We start from the raw sequence: 15,171 nt of genomic DNA, 5'->3' as shown, positions 1-15,171 counted from the left end.
CGCCACCGACCTCTACCAGGTGCTCGAATATTCCGACGTTCCGGCGGGCGCGGTCAACATCGTCACCGGCCACACGGCGGAACTTGCCGCCGTGCTCGCCAGGCACGACGACGTCGACGGCCTGTGGGTCGTCGCCGAGGCCGACATCTGCGCGCACGCGGAAGCCGAGTCTGTCGGCAACCTCAAGCGCGTCTGGACCGGCCACGGCCGCAGCCTCGACTGGCAGACCGCCCAGGGCGACGCCTTCCTACGCCGTGCCACCGAGGTCAAGAACGTCTGGGTGCCGTACGGGGATTGAGGGAATAGGGGAGTAAGGGCAGTCGGAAGAGCCAACATGCTCCCCTGCTGACTCACTCCATCTTCAGCACGAGAGCGATAATCCATGAAAGTCTACCTGGCCGGCCCCGAGGTCTTCCTGCCCAATGCCCGGGAGGTGCTCGATCGCAAGATCGATCTGACCCGACGCTATGGGTTCACACCCGTCGCGCCTGGCGATCTCGAAGTGCCGGCGACCGATACCAAGCGGGCAAAGGGGTTTGCCATCAGTTCGATCAACGAGCGGCTGATGACGTCCGCCGACATGATCATCGCCAATCTTACCCCGTTCCGTGGCGTGGCTGCCGATGTCGGCACGGCATTCGAGCTCGGTTTCATGTGCGCGCGGGGCTGCCCGGCCTATGCCTTCTCGAACACCGCCAGCAATCATTTCGAGCGGGTGTCACGGCTCTACGCAGGACGCATCCTGGGCGATTCCCAAGACAGGCCGCGCGGGCCGGACGGGCTGGCGGTGGAGGATTTCGACATGGTCGACAACCTCATGCTGGACGGCGGCATCGAGGCGCGGGGCGGCGTGGTCGTCACGCGTGAAGTCGAGGCGGGGCGGTTGTTCGAGGACCACCGGGCCTTCGAGGAGTGCCTGCGCATCGCGACGACAAGGTTTCTGCGCTGATTTCTCCGGAGTGGGAGGTAGTTTGATGGATCGTGCCGACATCGTCGTGCTGGGAACTTTCGTGGCGGATCTGGCCTTCAAGGCCGAACGCCTGCCCGTCGTCGGAGAGACGCTGCTTGGCCGCGGCTTTGCCATAGGACCGGGAGGCAAGGGCTCCAACCAGGTCATAGCCGCCGCGCGCGCCGGCGCCAGGGCGGCTATGGTCACGCGTGTCGGCCAGGATTCGTTCGGTGACATGGCGCGCCAGACCTGGTCGCGGGACGGCGTCGATACCTCCCAGGTGCTGGTCGACGAGGCCGCGCCCACCGGTGCCGCGTTCATCTTCGTCTCCACCAGGACGGGCGACAACGCGATCATCATAGAGAGCGGTGCCGCCGCCAACCTCAGCCCTGCCGACGTGCGGGCTGCCGAAGGCAAGATCGCCGCTGCAAGGGTGTTCGTCACGCAGTTCGAGCAGCCCATCGAGGCTGCCGTCGAAGGGCTTCGCCTGGCCCGAAGTCATGGCGTGACGACCGTGCTCAATCCGGCTCCGGCGCTCGCCGTGGACGATGCGATCTACGCCTTTTGCGACTATGTAACGCCCAACGAGACGGAGGCAGCGGCCCTGACCGGGATCGATACCGGCACGGATGAGGGCGCCCTGAAGGCCGCAGCCAGCCTGGTCGAGCGCGGCGCCCGCAATGCGCTCATCACCCTGGGCGCCAAGGGGGCGCTCCTGCATGGCCAGGCAGGCACGCATTTCGTGCCGGCTTTCCGAGTTTCCCATGTCGTCGACACGACTGGGGCGGGAGACGCTTTCAACGGTGGATTTGCCGTTGCGATTGCCGAAGGCCGCACCCCGGTCGATGCTGTTCGCTTCGGGGCAGCCGTCGCCGCCCTTTCGGTGCAGAAGCCCGGAACCGCGCCCTCGATGCCCACCCGCGCTGAGATCGAGGCCTTTCTACGCGTCAATGGATAGAACGCGATTGCGGGGTCGATCCTGCCGCCCCCCTTGTGGAGGAGGAGTGGTCGCCGCGACCGACGAAAAGCCGATTCGACCGTTCAGTCGGTATGGAGGCGGACGGCAAGGTGGTGAAGCGGGAGAGGCGGCGTAATGCGCACCGTCGAGATCAAGACCGACTTTGGCACCGTCAAAAGCCACTTGGCATTGCGAGGGGCGCATGATCGTCGTTCAGTATGGCGAGCGTCCGACCAGCGAGATGAACTTAACGAATGACGTTGTCGCCCGGGACATCGTGCGCGGATGGACGATTTGAAAGGCGAATAGTCGCTTGTTGAACCTTCACCATGAAGCTCGCCGGCCTAGCAGTGAGCTTCAACGGATGTGTTCGCGCGCCTGCTCGACAGTGACCCAGCGATCCCGAAACTTCACGAGACGATGGATGGCACGATGGCAGCAGGCGCAAGAAGCGCATATCAGTGAGCTTGCTTTTTCGAGCTCCGGCCGACACCGGAGCCGTGTCATAATGGAGCTCGAAGATCGCATCGCGTAGCTCATCGGCAAAACTGCGGCCATCGTCGCCGTATACGTCGCAGGAAAGCCCTCCCGCCTGACGCTGCTTGAGGACACACGCTCTCAAGTCGGCTAATCGCTCGAACACCAGATGTCGTCGTAGTATCTGATCACCTTCGACGAACCAAATGTCAATTTCGGCCGGTGGAAGTGTTCTCTCTCCAACAAGCTTCCATTGCATCACGATCTTCGTGCCCAGCCCAGATGGGATAAGGCCGTGATGCAGAACGATGCTTTGTCATTGAGGAAGTTGTAGAGAATGAATGAATGCTTCTTGGTTGTTCGTTTGGCGCCTTTTTTCTTGACGTCGTCAAAGCGCGAATTTGTAGATACAAATGATTATCTTGAGAAGCAGAGCTGGATGAAGCGCAGTCCAAAAGCTATCCAATGAAGATTTTTCATAAAATTACATATTTTTCGCCACCTCAACGCTTGCACTTTGCGCATTGCTGATAATCATAATTCCTAATGCGCCCGCAGCTTTCACGGCCTTTTCAGAATGCCGGCTCTGGCTCCGTATTCCAACTACGCCGCCATCGCGGTTCTGATTCTGAGCGTCGCTTTGAGAAATGCCTTCTTTTTTCCTGCTTCTTGCATACATGTGGTTGCAACACACGTGCTTGCCGGCCTGGCCTAAGCTATTGCTTCAATTGAGTTTTAGAGGAGTGGCTGGGGAACCTGGATTCGAACCAGGACTAACGGAGTCAGAGTCCGTGGGTCTACCGTTAACCTATTCCCCAGCAGGGCCGAAGCGTGTCCGGCGCCGGCGGATCGCGCTTGACGCAGCCACCTGAGCGCTGCCTTGTAGCCACCGGCGGAAAATAGTCAACCCCGTCCGGCACTTGATTTTTTGCTTTTCACACCTCGTCCTGGCGGCTGCGGCGTCCGAGTTGCGAATGCTCGAAGGCGAGCACCGCGACGATGGCGAGGAGCAGGGGGATGATCAGGTAGAACAGCCGGAAGACCAGGAGGGCGGCAAGCACGGCCGCTGGGTCCATTTCCGGAAGGCCGGTGAGGAAGACGACTTCCAGCACGCCGAGGCCGCCTGGCGCGTGCGAGGCCTGCGCCATGGCGAAGGAGAACAGGAAGATGCCGAGGACGACCAGGAAGCCCGGATTGTTCTCCACAGGCAGGGCGAAGAAGATGATCGCGGCGGCGGCGAGGATTTCGAGCGGGCCGATGACCAGCTGGCGCGCCACGATCGGCAGCGCCGGATAGTGCAGGCGGAACTTGCCGATGGCGAGCGGCTTCAAATGCAGCCAGCTGCCGAAGATGTAGGCGGCGACAAACAGCAGCATGGCTATGCCGAGCGCGATCCACCATCCTTCGTACCGGCCTTCGGTGTAGCGGTCGAGCAACGAAGGCTCGATGAGCAGCACCAACCCGCCCACGAACACGCTGGACAGCACGAAGGTGAACCAGCAGATCGCCACCAGCACCCCGACGTCGTGCCCGGTCAGCCCCTTGGAGGCATAGGCGCGGTAGCGGATCACCGCCCCGGAAAAGACCGATCCGCCGATATTGTGCGACAGCGCGTAGGTGGTGAAGGAACAGACGGTGACGAAGAACCACGACACGCGCTTGCCGATATGGAGAAGCGCGATGTGGTCGTATCCGGCCAGCGCCGCATAGGCGACGACGGCGCTCAGCGCCGACAGCAGCCAGCCCCGCAAGGGGATGGCCGCAATGCCGCTCCAGACGTCGACCAGGGAAATCTCGCGCCACTCGTTGTAGAGCAGCCAGGCGGAAACGGCGACGGCGGCGAGTCCGATGACCGGCCAGATATAGTCCTTGATTCTCATGCGGCGGGGGCTTGCCCGCTCCTTTCGATTGGCGTTTTCGTGCCTCGTCGGGCCGATGCGTCCGCTCGCATTTCCGGCTTGATTTCAGCTTTGCCCCATCGAAGCCGGCTATTCAACCCGGGCCGGAGCTTTCCCCGACGCTCATTGCGGGCGCTGGCAAAAAACGACCCGGCCGGGCCTTGGTGATCGGCCCATGCGCTGATAGTCTGCAGTCAACACAAGATGAAATGCGCGTGCAGCGTCCGTTAGGTTCGCGCGGCGCGAGAAGGAAATTGCAACGTGAAGAACCGCGAAGCCGGCGCCGAAGCGCCGGATGCGGGTGTCTCGGGGGAAGGTCCATCGCCGAATGGTGGGGAGACTTCCCGGCCGGGGCGACAGGCCGTCGAACGGCCTGGCGTCGGCGGTGCCAATGCGGACGCCACGCAACCCAAGGGCAAGACCAGGAAAAGGCGCAAGCGCCGTCGCGGCCGCAAGGTTTACGCCCGCGACGGCGGATCTGTCGCACCCGTTGCCGCCGAGCCGGCGATGGCCGAGCCGAAGGCTTTGCCGCAGCAGGCGGATCCCGCGCGGATCGCGAAGTCCGACGCCAAGGCCGTGCCGAATGGCGTGCCGCGCCGCCCTGCGGCTTCCGACCTTCCCGTCTTTGCCGCCCTCGACCTCGGCACCAACAATTGCCGCCTGCTCGTCGCCGTGCCCGGACGCCCAGGGCAGTTCAGGGTCGTCGACGCCTTCTCGCGCATCGTGCGCCTGGGCGAGGGGCTGACCGCTTCCGGCCGGCTGGGGCGCCCGGCCATGGACAGGGCGGTCGAGGCGCTGAAGGTCTGCGCCGACAAGCTGCGCAGCCGCAAGATCAGGCGCGCCCGCCTGATCGCCACGGAAGCCTGCCGCGCCGCCGCCAACGGCGAGGAGTTCCTGGACCGCGTCGAGCGCGAGGCCGGCCTCAAGCTCGAGATCATCGATCGCCGCACCGAGGCGCGGCTCGCCGTTTCCGGCTGCGGCTCGCTGGTCGAGCGCGACACGGACGGCGTGGTGCTGTTCGACATCGGCGGCGGGTCGTCCGAGATCGCCCTGATCGACGTCTCGCGCCACCGCTCGCCGCGGCTGGCCAACCACATCGTTTCCTGGACGTCGCTGCCGGTGGGCGTGGTCTCGCTGGCCGAGCGATTCGGCGGCCGAACGGTGACCCGCGAGATTTTCGCCGCGATGGTCGCCGACGTCGCCGAGCGGCTGCAGGCTTTCGATGGTCGCGACCGGCTTGGCCACATCGTGTCGAGCCCGAAGTTCCACCTGCTCGGCACCTCCGGGACCGTGACCACGCTGGCTGGCGTGCACCTGGAGCTCGACCGCTACGACCGCCGCAGGGTCGATGGCCTGTGGATGGACGGCGCGAGCGTCGACCGCATGGTCGAGAAGCTGCTCGGCTGGGATTTCCACCAGCGCGTGGCCAACCCCTGCATCGGTGCGGACCGCGCCGATCTGGTGCTGGCGGGCTGCGCCATACTCGAGGCGATCCGCGCGGTATGGCCGTCGGAACGCCTCAGGGTTGCCGATCGTGGCCTGCGTGAGGGCATATTGAGCGAACTGATGGCCGACGATGGCGTGTGGCGGCGCAACTGGCGGAATGGACAGCGGGCATGACCAAGAAACCGACCAAACCTGGCACTTCGGCTGGTGCTACCCGCGTGCTGCGGACCAAGATCAAGAAGAAGAGCGGCCTCAAGGAATCGTCGCGCCGCTGGCTCGAGCGGCACATGAACGACCCCTACGTCCAGCGTTCCAAGGCCGACGGCTACCGATCGCGGGCCGCCTACAAGCTGATCGAGATCGACGACAAGCACCACCTGCTCAAGCCGGGCATGAAGGTGATCGACCTTGGCGCGGCACCGGGAGGCTGGTGCCAGGTCGCGGCGGCACGCACCCGTTCGACCGAAGAGAACCCGCATGTCGTGGGCATCGACTATCTCGAGATGGATGCCGTGCCGGGTGCTGCCATCCTGCAGATGGACTTCCTCGACCCCGAGGCGCCGGGAAAGCTTGCCGAAACCCTGGGCGGCGAGCCCGACATCGTCGTCTCCGACATGGCTGCGCCGACGACGGGGCACCGCCGCACCGATCATCTGCGCACCATGCATCTGTGCGAGGTGGCGGCGGAGTTCGCCATCTCGGTGCTGAAGCCGGGCGGCCATTTCCTGACCAAGACCTTCCAGGGCGGCACCGAGGCCGGTCTGCTCGACCAGCTCAAGCGCAACTTCCGCTCGGTCCATCATGTCAAGCCGCCGGCTTCGCGCGACGAATCGGTGGAGCTCTATCTGCTGGCCAAGGACTTCAAGGGCCGCGCCGAGACTGAGCAGTCATAGCTGCTGCGGCTCTTCCGCCGCCGGCGTCTGGGCCTTGCGATGGCCGGAGATGGCGCCTCCGGCATCGGGTTCCAGTCGCGCGAACATCAGCATCGGCGTGGCCGCAATGACGGCGATGACGAGGAAAGCGAAAGTGAAGCCCGCGCCGCCGATCGCCTGTTCGGTGAACAGGCCCCAGAGCTCCAGCGCCCCGCCGCCGACGGCCACGCCGAGCGCCACCGTGATCTGCTGGGCCGCTGCCGAAATCGCCGTCGCCTGTCCGCTCTTGGCCGGCTCGATATCGGCGAACACCAGGGCGTTGGACGAGGTGAAGAACAGCGAGCGCAGGAACCCTGCCAGGAACAGAACGGCAAGAACCACCAGATAGGGCGTCTCGGCTGTGAAGAAGCCGTTGATGGCAATGAGGCAGGCCGACGCCCCGGATGCGACGAGCAGAACCGTGCGGAAACCGACCGAACGCAGAATCTTAGGCGCGACGAACTTCATCGACAGCGCGCCTGCGGCCGAGGCGAAGGTGATCATGCCCGACTGGAACGGAGTAAGCCCGAAGCCCAGTTGGAACAGCAGCGGCAGCAGGAATGGTGTTGCGCCGACGCCGATACGGAACAGCGAGCCGCCGACGATCGCGGTCCTGAACACGGGATTGGAAAACAGCCTGAGCTCGAGCAGTGGATGGGGCGTCCGCCGGGCGTGCCGGATGTAGAGCAGGGCGCAGATCATGCCGAGGCTGACGGTGGTCGCTCCGACCACGGGCGGCAGTGCCGGCAGGCTGACGACCGAAAGCCCGAAGACGATGCCCGAGGCCGCGACAGCCGACAGGAAGAAACCGACGACATCCATGCGCTGGGTCGGTTCCGGCGGGATTTCGGGCAGGAATCGTCCGGACAGCCAGATGCCGACGATGCCGATGGGGATGTTGATCAGGAAGATCCACTGCCAGGCGAAGAAGGTGGTGATGAAGCCGCCCACCGGCGGCCCGATCAGCGGGCCGATCAGAGCGGGAATCGTCAGCGTCGCCATGGCCGAGACCAGCCCGCTCTTCTCGGTCGTGCGCACCAGCACCAGCCGCGCCACCGGCGTCATCATCGAGCCGCCCATGCCCTGCAGGAAGCGCGCCAGGACGAAGGCGCCGAGCGAACTGGACAGGGCGCAGGCGATCGAGCCCAGCATGAACACGCCGATCGCAACCCTGAACACCCGCTTGGCACCGAACCGGTCGGCCATCCAGGCGCTGATGGGGATGAAGATTGCGAGCGACACGAGATAGGCGGTGAGCGCCAGCTTGAGGGCGATCGGGCTTGTGCCGATATCCGTGGCGATCGCCGGCAGCGAGGTGGCGATCACCGTGGAATCCATGTTTTCCATGAAAAGGGCGACCGCCAGGATCAGCGGGGTGGTTCGATTCGCGGACATGTCGGAACGGTACGGATCGGTTGCGGCGGCAATGCGCCGATCGGGGACGCGTAGCACGCTCTGGCCAGCCTGTCCGCTGCCAGGACCTTGTGCTCTTCAAGGCCAGTCAGTCGGCGCCGCCGGCCTCGCTTGCATAGCGCCGGGTTTCGGCGATGCGTTCCGGGGTTGCGGGGTGCGTCGACAGGAAGCCGGCGTCGGCACGATCGCCAAGCTTGTCGCGCAGCAGTTCGAAGAAGCGGGCGATGGCGGCGGGGTCCTTTCCGGCCTTGCGCATGAGCGCCACGCTGAACCTGTCGGCGTCGGTCTCGGCGTCGCGCGAATAGGACAGGCTGAGCAGGGCCGCGCCCTGGACCATGATGTCTTCGGTGCTCGAGCCGATGTCGCCGCCGATCAGCATGATCAGCGCCGTCACGCCCGCGGCTCGGTATAGCTGGCGCAGGCTGTGCTTGTGGTCGACATGGCCGATCTCGTGCCCGAGCACGCCCAAGATCATTTCATCGTCGTTGCCGGCCAGTTCCACCAGTTCGTCGGTGAGAACCACCGTGCCATCGGGCAGGGCAAAGGCGTTGGGGCCGATGGGGCCGCCGGTGCGGAAGGTGAGGGCGTATGCGGCGCGCTCGGGTGGGGTTTCGTCCGTTTGTGCAACCAGTTCGGCGAAGCCGTCGCTCAAGGATTTCCGGCGCTCGGCGCTGAGCTGGCTCGGTTCGAAGATGGCCCGGTCGAGCGATGCGAGCGCACTCTTGCTCATCAGCGTCGTCACCACCGGCGGTGTGACGGATATCGCCGCTTCGACCAGCAGCGGCATGGCATAGCGATAGACTGCCGAGCCCAGGACGATCGTTGCCAGGACGAACAGCACCAGGCGAGGACGGAAGCGTTCAAGCTTGTGGATGAAGCCGGCACTGCCGGGTGAGTGGGGCGCGACAAGCCGGTCGATGCCATCATTGTCGCCGGTCTCGAAGACGCCGCCGTCGGGATAGGTGACCTGGCGCGGGATCGAGCCCACGCGGTCCGAGACCTTGAGCGCCCGGATGGCTCCCGATGCAAGGGCGGCGCCATCGGGATCGGCCACGGTGGCCATTCCGTCGGCCCCGATCGCCAGCCGGGCATCGGCCGCACGAGCCTCTCCGGCCTTGCGCCACTGACCGGCGACGGGCGCCTGCTCAGAATCCAAGGTCGAACCCTTCCACATCGAGGAACTCGGAGCCGGTCGCGGTGCCCTCGTTCTGCAGCGCGCTCGTATAGGCGTCGAGCGAGCCGGTGCTGTCGAGCGCGGTCACCGTGGCCATGTACTTGGCCATCCTGATCGCTGCCCATGGGCGGGCGAGGCCGAGGGTGAGGATCGTTGCCCCGAGATTGGTGATCGAAATCGAGGCAAAGCGGCCGCGCCCGATCGACGAGGCCAGTATGTGCCGCCCGTCGATGACGGTTTCGTTGAAGACGACGTTGCGGACGCCGGCGCGGTAGATCAGGCCGGCCAGCAAGAAGACCAGGAACAGCGGTATCATCGCGGCATACATGGTGATCACCATCACGCCGATCGACCAGCCGCTGGCCGTGGCGGGATCCAGTGCCGGAAGCCCCGCCGATACCAGGACGACTGCCGCAATGGCGAGGCCGACCAGGCCCCCGCCGATCAGCACGAACGCCGGCAGCCATATCTGGCCGTAGAGCTTGTCGAGCCGCGGATCGCAGGTGATCGGACGCCCGCCATAGCGAAGGTGGCCCAGCATGTAGTTCCACATCCAGCGCGAGGCGACGGGCGCGAGCAGGCCGACCGAGCCGTAGATCAGCAGGCCGCCGACGATATAGGCCAGGAAGGCGCCCCAATAGGTGCCGGTGAAATCGAAGCGGACGTTGCGATAGCTCGTCACCCGCGCGTTGAAGCGCAGGCCGCGCATGATGAACCAGGGGATGGCGAACATGAAGATTGCGAAGACGAGCAGGCCGAACAGCGGCAGGAACTGCAGCGTGACGTTGTAGAGCACCAGCATCACCAGGACGATGATGCGCCCGACAAGGATGCGCCAAGGCAAGGCGTGGTAGTCGAAGGTCGCGCCGGCAAGATGCGTATTGCCGTAGAAGTAACGCTGGCGCCGTACCTTGGCCCAGGCCGAATAGACGCCGAGCGTGAGGATCGTCAGCAGCACGTTGACGATCCAGATGCCGAAATATTCGCGTGCGGTACCCGTGAATGTGAACGGTTCCCGCTGCATCGCCAGACTTGGTGCTGCCGGCGGCTGCAGGCTCGACATTTCGTTCATGCTGCTATCGTCCCCCGCAATTCAAAGCTGAATCTGCCCCTTGCCGCACCTTGCCAAAAAAGCGGGCTGGCGCAAGCGGCGCCGGCGTCTGCTGCGTCGATTGGCCTGCATCGCATGCTTTTCATCGGCCTCAAGACGTGTTACCAGCCAGCGCCAATCCTGAAAGGGAAGATGAGGAGTCGGCGCTGCATACCATTGGTTCCAGCGCCCGTTTTCGCATTCTTCCTTCTGACGTCCCCTGAGGAGTGGCCATGGCGAAAATCATCGAATCTTCCACCGGCGCGCTGGCGCTTACTTTCGACGACGTGCTGCTGCAGCCCGGCCATTCGGAAGTGATGCCCGGCGAGACCGACATCCGCACGCGCATTGCCGGTGACATCGACCTCAACGTGCCGATCATCTCGGCGGCAATGGATACGGTGACCGAAGCCCGCCTCGCCATAGCCATGGCGCAGGCCGGCGGCATCGGCGTTATCCATCGCAACTTCTCGCCGGCCGAGCAGGCCGAGCAGGTCCGCCAGGTCAAGAAGTTCGAATCGGGCATGGTCATCAACCCGGTCACCATCGGCCCCGACGCCACGCTCGCCGATGCGCTGGCGCTGATGCGCCACTACACGATTTCGGGCATTCCGGTCGTCGAGAACGGCGGCACCGGCGGCCAGAAGACCGGCCGTCTGGTTGGCATTCTCACCAACCGCGACGTGCGTTTCGCTTCCGACCCTTCCCAGAAGGTCTACGAATTGATGACGCGCGAGAACCTGATCACGGTCAAGGAGAACGTCGATCAGGAAGAAGCCAAGCGGCTCCTGCACAAGCATCGCATCGAAAAGCTGCTCGTCGTCGACAAGCAGGGCAACTGCGTCGGCCTGATCACCGTCAAGGACATTGAGAAGTCGCAGCTCAACCCCAACGCCACCAAGGATGCGCAGGGCCGCCTCCGTGCCGCCGCCGCCACCAGCGTCGGCAATGACGGCTTCGAGCGTGCCGAGCGCCTCATCGACGCCGGCGTCGACCTTTTGGTCATCGACACCGCCCATGGCCATTCGCAGCGCGTGCTCGACGCCGTCACCCGCGCCAAGAAGATATCGAACTCGGTCCGCATCATGGCCGGCAACGTCGCCACCGCCGACGGCGCCCAGGCGCTGATCGACGCGGGCGCCGACGCGGTCAAGGTCGGCATCGGCCCGGGCTCGATCTGCACCACCCGTATCGTAGCGGGCGTCGGCGTGCCGCAGCTGTCGGCCATCATGTCGGCCGTCGAGGCCGCGCAGAAGTCCGGCGTCACCGTGGTTGCCGACGGCGGCATCAAGTTCTCAGGCGATCTCGCCAAGGCGCTGGCCGCCGGCGCGGGAGCGGCCATGATCGGATCGCTGCTCGCCGGTACCGACGAGAGCCCGGGCGAGGTCTATCTGCACCAGGGCCGCTCCTTCAAGGCCTACCGCGGCATGGGCTCGGTGGGCGCCATGGCCCGCGGTTCGGCCGACCGCTACTTCCAGGCCGAGGTGCGCGACACGCTGAAGCTCGTGCCCGAGGGCATCGAGGGCCAGGTTCCCTACAAGGGTCCGGTCGCAGGCGTGCTGCACCAACTGGCCGGCGGCCTGAAGGCTGCCATGGGTTATGTCGGCGGGCGCGATCTCGAGGATTTCCGCCAGCGCGCCACCTTCGTGCGCATCTCCAACGCCGGCTTGCGCGAAAGCCACGCCCATGACGTGACCATCACCCGCGAAAGCCCGAACTACCCGGGCGGCGCGTGATCGCAGCGATCCTCAGGCTGCGGCGTCACGCAACCGCACTCAGCTTCGCCTCGGCGGCGGTCTTCGCCGCCATGACGGTGCTGGAGTTCTTCTATTTCCGCAGGTTGAGCGGCGGCCTCTCGTCGCTCGATCTCCGCTTCTGGGGCTTTTCCGAGAGCGAGGGCTTCGCCTGGGTGGCCGGCCTAGGCCGCCTTGGCGCCGAGACCATCCTGGTCTGGCACTATCTCACCTTCGACCTGATCTTCCCGGCGCTGCTTTCGGCCACGCTTGTCAGCCTTATCCTCAAGGCTGGGGACCGGCTGCCGCGCTTCGCTGCCCATTCGGACCGCCTGCGCGCGATCCTGGCGCTGGCATTGGTGCTGCCCTATGCGATCGCCGACTACGCCGAAAACCTCGTCGTCGCGCGAATCCTCTCCGACCCGCCATCAGCGGGCGCCGAGGCGATGGCGCTCGCTTCGGGCCTGATCGTTGCCAAATTTGCGTTTCTGGCGGCGCCGGTTGTCGTCATTGGTGCCTTCGCCATTGCGGCGGCAAGGCGATCACGCGCGCTGCAGCGCTAGCCCTTGACGTCGAAGATCGCGATCCGGCGCTTGTCGAATCTGATGGCGATCTCGCCACGCACCAGTTTGAGCGCAGCTTCGCCGAATACGGCGCGGCGCCAACCCTGGAGGGCAGGCACGTCGGCGGCCTCACCCTCGGCGGCGATGCGATCGATATCGTCGCCTGAAGCGAGCACCTTCGGTGCGACGCCTTCCTTCTCCGACACCAGCCGCAGCAGCACCTTCAGCAGTTCGGCCGCGGCGCTCGACCCCTCTGGCGGCTGGAACGTCTTGGGCAGCTTGGGCATCTGATCCCGAGGGATCTCCAGCGCGGCGTTGACCACTGCGAGCAAGGCCGTCGCCGGAGACGAGCGCTCCCAGCCCTTGGGCGTGGTGCGCAGCCGCGACAGGGCTGTGGCGTCGCGCGGCGCCTGCTGGGCGATCTCGTAGATCGCGTCGTCCTTGAGCACGCGCCCGCGCGGCACGTTGCGTTCGCGCGCCTCGCGTTCGCGCCAGGCGGCGACCGCCTGCACGATGGCGAGCTCCTGCGGCTTGCGCAGGCGCATCTTGAGCCGCTTCCAGGCGTCTTCGGGGTGCGGGTCGTAGGTCTCGCGCGAGGTCAGGACCTCCATTTCCTCATTGAGCCAGTGGGCGCGGTCCTCTCGCTCGAGCTCGGACTGGAGGTGCTTGTAGACGTCGATCAGGTGAGTGACGTCGGCCAGCGCGTATTCGAGCTGCTTTTCGGACAGCGGCCTGTGGCGCCAGTCTGTGAAGCGCGACGACTTGTCGATGCGCCCGCCCGTCACCTTCTGCACGATCTGCTCGTAGGAGACGCTATCGCCGAAGCCGCAGACCATGGCCGCCACTTGAGTGTCGAACACCGGATGCGGGATCAGTCCGCCGAGATGGAAGATGATCTCGATGTCCTGGCGGGCTGCGTGGAAGACCTTGGTCACCGCCTCGTTGGCCATGAGGCGGAAGAACGGCTTGAGGTCGATTCCCGACGCCAGCGGATCGACCAGCGCCGAAACGCCGGGTGCCGCCATCTGGATCAGGCAGAGTTCCGGCCAGAAGGTGGTTTCGCGAATGAATTCGGTGTCGACCGTCACGAAGCTGGAGCCTTCCAGCGCCGCAATGGTCGTTTCGAGTTCTTCCTGGGTCGTAATTACATGCATAATATTGCTTTGGTCAGAACGCGTTGCCATTCCATTTCAGCCACGCGCCGTTTCGTCAAGCGCCCGCGGCGCTCGATAGCCGCCTATGCGTCGCCGGAATCCTCGCCGTTGCCGCTGCGGCCGGCAAATCTGGCGAATATCGGCGAGGTCCGCAATAGTCCGAAGAAGCGGCTGCGATGCCCTGCCGGCACGGCTGAACGGACGCCCATGCGGTAGACGATCACAGCGATGAAGACGACGTAGACCGCTGCGCTGAAGGCGAACAGCGAGTGTGGCCCGTAGCTTTCCATGAACAGCGAGGCGATGAACGGCCCGGCGATCGCGCCTACCGAATAGAACAGCATCAGCGCGGCATTGACGAGGACGAACTCACCCTGCTCGGCACGGTCGTTGGCATGCGCCGCCGACAGCGAATAGAGCGGCATGGCGAACGAGCCGAAGATGAAGACGAGCACGAAGTTGGCGATCGGCGAGGTGCCGGCCATGAACACCAGCATCAGCGCGGAGGCGAGGGCGCCTGTCGTGGCGACGAGCAGCACCCTGCGGCGGTCCCACAGGTCCGAAAGGTAGCCGAGCGGGTATTGGATCATCGCGCCGCCGATGATGCCGACGCTGACGAAGGTGACGACGTCCGTGACCGACATGCCGATCTGCTCGGCATAGATCGGGCTCATCGTGCGGAATGCACTGTTGGTGATGCCGACGAAGATGCAGCCGATGCTGCCCAGCGGCGAAATGCGCCAGGCGCGCCTGAGATCCAGCCTGACGTCCTCGGGCGGCGTCGGGTTGGAGCGGTCGGCGATGGAGACGGGCACCAGCGACAGCGTGATCATGATCGACATGATGGCGAAGATGGTGAAGCCGCCGGCGCCGAAGATCGGGATCATGAATTGCGCCCCGGTCACCGAGCCGATGTCGATGATGCGGTAGATCGCGAGCAGCCGGGCGCGGTCGTTGTTGGATGCGCCGGAGTTCAGCCAGCTCTCCATCACCGTGAACAGGCCGGCGAAGCAGAAGCCGGTGGTGAAGCGGATCGCCGACCAGGTCAGCGGGTCGATGACCAGCACCAGCGTGAGCGTGGCCGAAGCTGCGATCGCGGCCAATGCGGCAAAGGCGCGGACATGGCCCACGGCCTTCATGATCCGGGTGATGAAGATGCAGCCAAGCAGGAAGCCGCCGAAATAGGCGGTGCCGATGAGCCCGATGGTCGAAGCCGAAAATCCTTCCTGTGCCCCGCGCAGCGCCAAGAGCGTGCTTTGCAGGCCGTTGCCGCCAAGCAGGATGCCGGCGGTGATCAGGAGCGGTATGAGGGGGCGTATGGAAGACATTCGATGAGCGTGACAAAACCCGACTTGGCTCTAGTTAGGCCCTCGGGTCAATGCCGCACCGCCGCTGGTGCGACATA

The 15,171-nt window shown here is 64.9% G+C and carries 14 protein-coding genes and 1 tRNA gene; 7 read left to right on the top strand and 8 right to left on the bottom strand.

The window, feature by feature from the left end; genetic code table 11:
* The 3 genes from AmiPiv_RS12220 to rbsK form a co-directional block, all read left to right on the top strand.
* The coding region (locus AmiPiv_RS12220; RefSeq protein ID WP_340037724.1) for an aldehyde dehydrogenase family protein at positions 1 to 298 on the top strand (298 nt) is incomplete at its 5' end.
* Positions 299 to 382: 84 nt separating this feature from the next.
* Positions 383 to 949: a nucleoside 2-deoxyribosyltransferase gene (locus AmiPiv_RS12215; RefSeq protein WP_340037723.1), complete on the top strand. Its 567-nt coding sequence runs from the start codon at positions 383 to 385 to the stop codon at positions 947 to 949.
* A 25-nt stretch (positions 950 to 974) separates the two neighbouring features.
* On the top strand, positions 975 to 1,907 hold the full coding sequence (gene rbsK / locus AmiPiv_RS12210; protein WP_340037722.1) for a ribokinase: 933 nt from the start codon (positions 975 to 977) through the stop codon (positions 1,905 to 1,907).
* Positions 1,908 to 2,154: 247 nt separating this feature from the next.
* On the opposite strand, the gene AmiPiv_RS12205 is transcribed toward rbsK, so the two are convergent.
* From AmiPiv_RS12205 to AmiPiv_RS12195, 3 genes are all read right to left on the bottom strand, one after another.
* Positions 2,155 to 2,643, bottom strand: coding sequence for a hypothetical protein (locus tag AmiPiv_RS12205; RefSeq protein ID WP_340037721.1), 489 nt, complete (start codon positions 2,641 to 2,643; stop codon positions 2,155 to 2,157).
* Between the two features lie 485 nt (positions 2,644 to 3,128).
* Positions 3,129 to 3,202, bottom strand: a tRNA-Gln gene (locus AmiPiv_RS12200).
* 117 nt (positions 3,203 to 3,319) lie between these two features.
* Positions 3,320 to 4,264, bottom strand: coding sequence for a lysylphosphatidylglycerol synthase transmembrane domain-containing protein (locus tag AmiPiv_RS12195; RefSeq protein ID WP_340037720.1), 945 nt, complete (start codon positions 4,262 to 4,264; stop codon positions 3,320 to 3,322).
* A 279-nt stretch (positions 4,265 to 4,543) separates the two neighbouring features.
* On the opposite strand from AmiPiv_RS12195, the gene AmiPiv_RS12190 reads away from it, so the two are divergent.
* On the top strand, positions 4,544 to 5,902 hold the full coding sequence (locus AmiPiv_RS12190) for a Ppx/GppA phosphatase family protein (RefSeq protein ID WP_340037719.1): 1,359 nt from the start codon (positions 4,544 to 4,546) through the stop codon (positions 5,900 to 5,902).
* A complete protein-coding gene (locus tag AmiPiv_RS12185; RefSeq protein WP_340037718.1) occupies positions 5,899 to 6,621 on the top strand; it encodes an RlmE family RNA methyltransferase in 723 nt (240 codons plus the stop codon). Before AmiPiv_RS12190 ends, AmiPiv_RS12185 begins: the two co-directional genes overlap by 4 nt.
* On the opposite strand, the gene AmiPiv_RS12180 is transcribed toward AmiPiv_RS12185, so the two are convergent.
* The 3 genes from AmiPiv_RS12180 to AmiPiv_RS12170 form a co-directional block, all read right to left on the bottom strand.
* Positions 6,616 to 8,034: an MFS transporter gene (locus AmiPiv_RS12180; RefSeq protein ID WP_445206946.1), complete on the bottom strand. Its 1,419-nt coding sequence runs from the start codon at positions 8,032 to 8,034 to the stop codon at positions 6,616 to 6,618. The genes AmiPiv_RS12185 and AmiPiv_RS12180 overlap by 6 nt on opposite strands.
* A gap of 106 nt (positions 8,035 to 8,140) precedes the next feature.
* Positions 8,141 to 9,226, bottom strand: a complete 1,086-nt coding sequence (locus AmiPiv_RS12175; protein ID WP_445206945.1) for a M48 family metallopeptidase — start codon at positions 9,224 to 9,226, stop codon at positions 8,141 to 8,143.
* Positions 9,198 to 10,298, bottom strand: a complete 1,101-nt coding sequence (locus AmiPiv_RS12170; protein WP_340037715.1) for a YjgN family protein — start codon at positions 10,296 to 10,298, stop codon at positions 9,198 to 9,200. The genes AmiPiv_RS12175 and AmiPiv_RS12170 overlap by 29 nt, the downstream gene beginning before the upstream one ends.
* Before the next feature lie 251 nt (positions 10,299 to 10,549).
* On the opposite strand from AmiPiv_RS12170, the gene guaB reads away from it, so the two are divergent.
* Entirely contained in the window at positions 10,550 to 12,052 is a 1,503-nt protein-coding gene (guaB, locus tag AmiPiv_RS12165; protein WP_340037714.1) for an IMP dehydrogenase, read from the top strand.
* Complete coding sequence (locus tag AmiPiv_RS12160) at positions 12,049 to 12,612, top strand: hypothetical protein (RefSeq protein WP_340037713.1); 564 nt, start codon at positions 12,049 to 12,051, stop codon at positions 12,610 to 12,612. Before guaB ends, AmiPiv_RS12160 begins: the two co-directional genes overlap by 4 nt.
* Here AmiPiv_RS12160 and rnd read toward each other — a convergent pair.
* Together rnd and AmiPiv_RS12150 are read right to left on the bottom strand one after the other, a co-directional pair.
* Complete coding sequence (gene rnd / locus AmiPiv_RS12155; protein WP_340037712.1) at positions 12,609 to 13,766, bottom strand: ribonuclease D; 1,158 nt, start codon at positions 13,764 to 13,766, stop codon at positions 12,609 to 12,611. The genes AmiPiv_RS12160 and rnd overlap by 4 nt on opposite strands.
* Positions 13,767 to 13,849: 83 nt before the next feature.
* Positions 13,850 to 15,094 carry an MFS transporter gene (locus AmiPiv_RS12150; protein ID WP_340037711.1) on the bottom strand — a complete coding sequence of 415 codons (1,245 nt, stop codon included), beginning with the start codon at positions 15,092 to 15,094 and terminating at the stop codon, positions 13,850 to 13,852.
* Positions 15,095 to 15,171 lie beyond the last annotated feature (77 nt).

It is taken from the genome of Aminobacter sp. Piv2-1 (assembly GCF_037625995.1).
In the GTDB taxonomy this organism is placed as follows: Bacteria; Pseudomonadota; Alphaproteobacteria; order Rhizobiales; family Rhizobiaceae; genus Aminobacter.
This window is presented reverse-complemented; position numbering and strand designations above follow the sequence as displayed.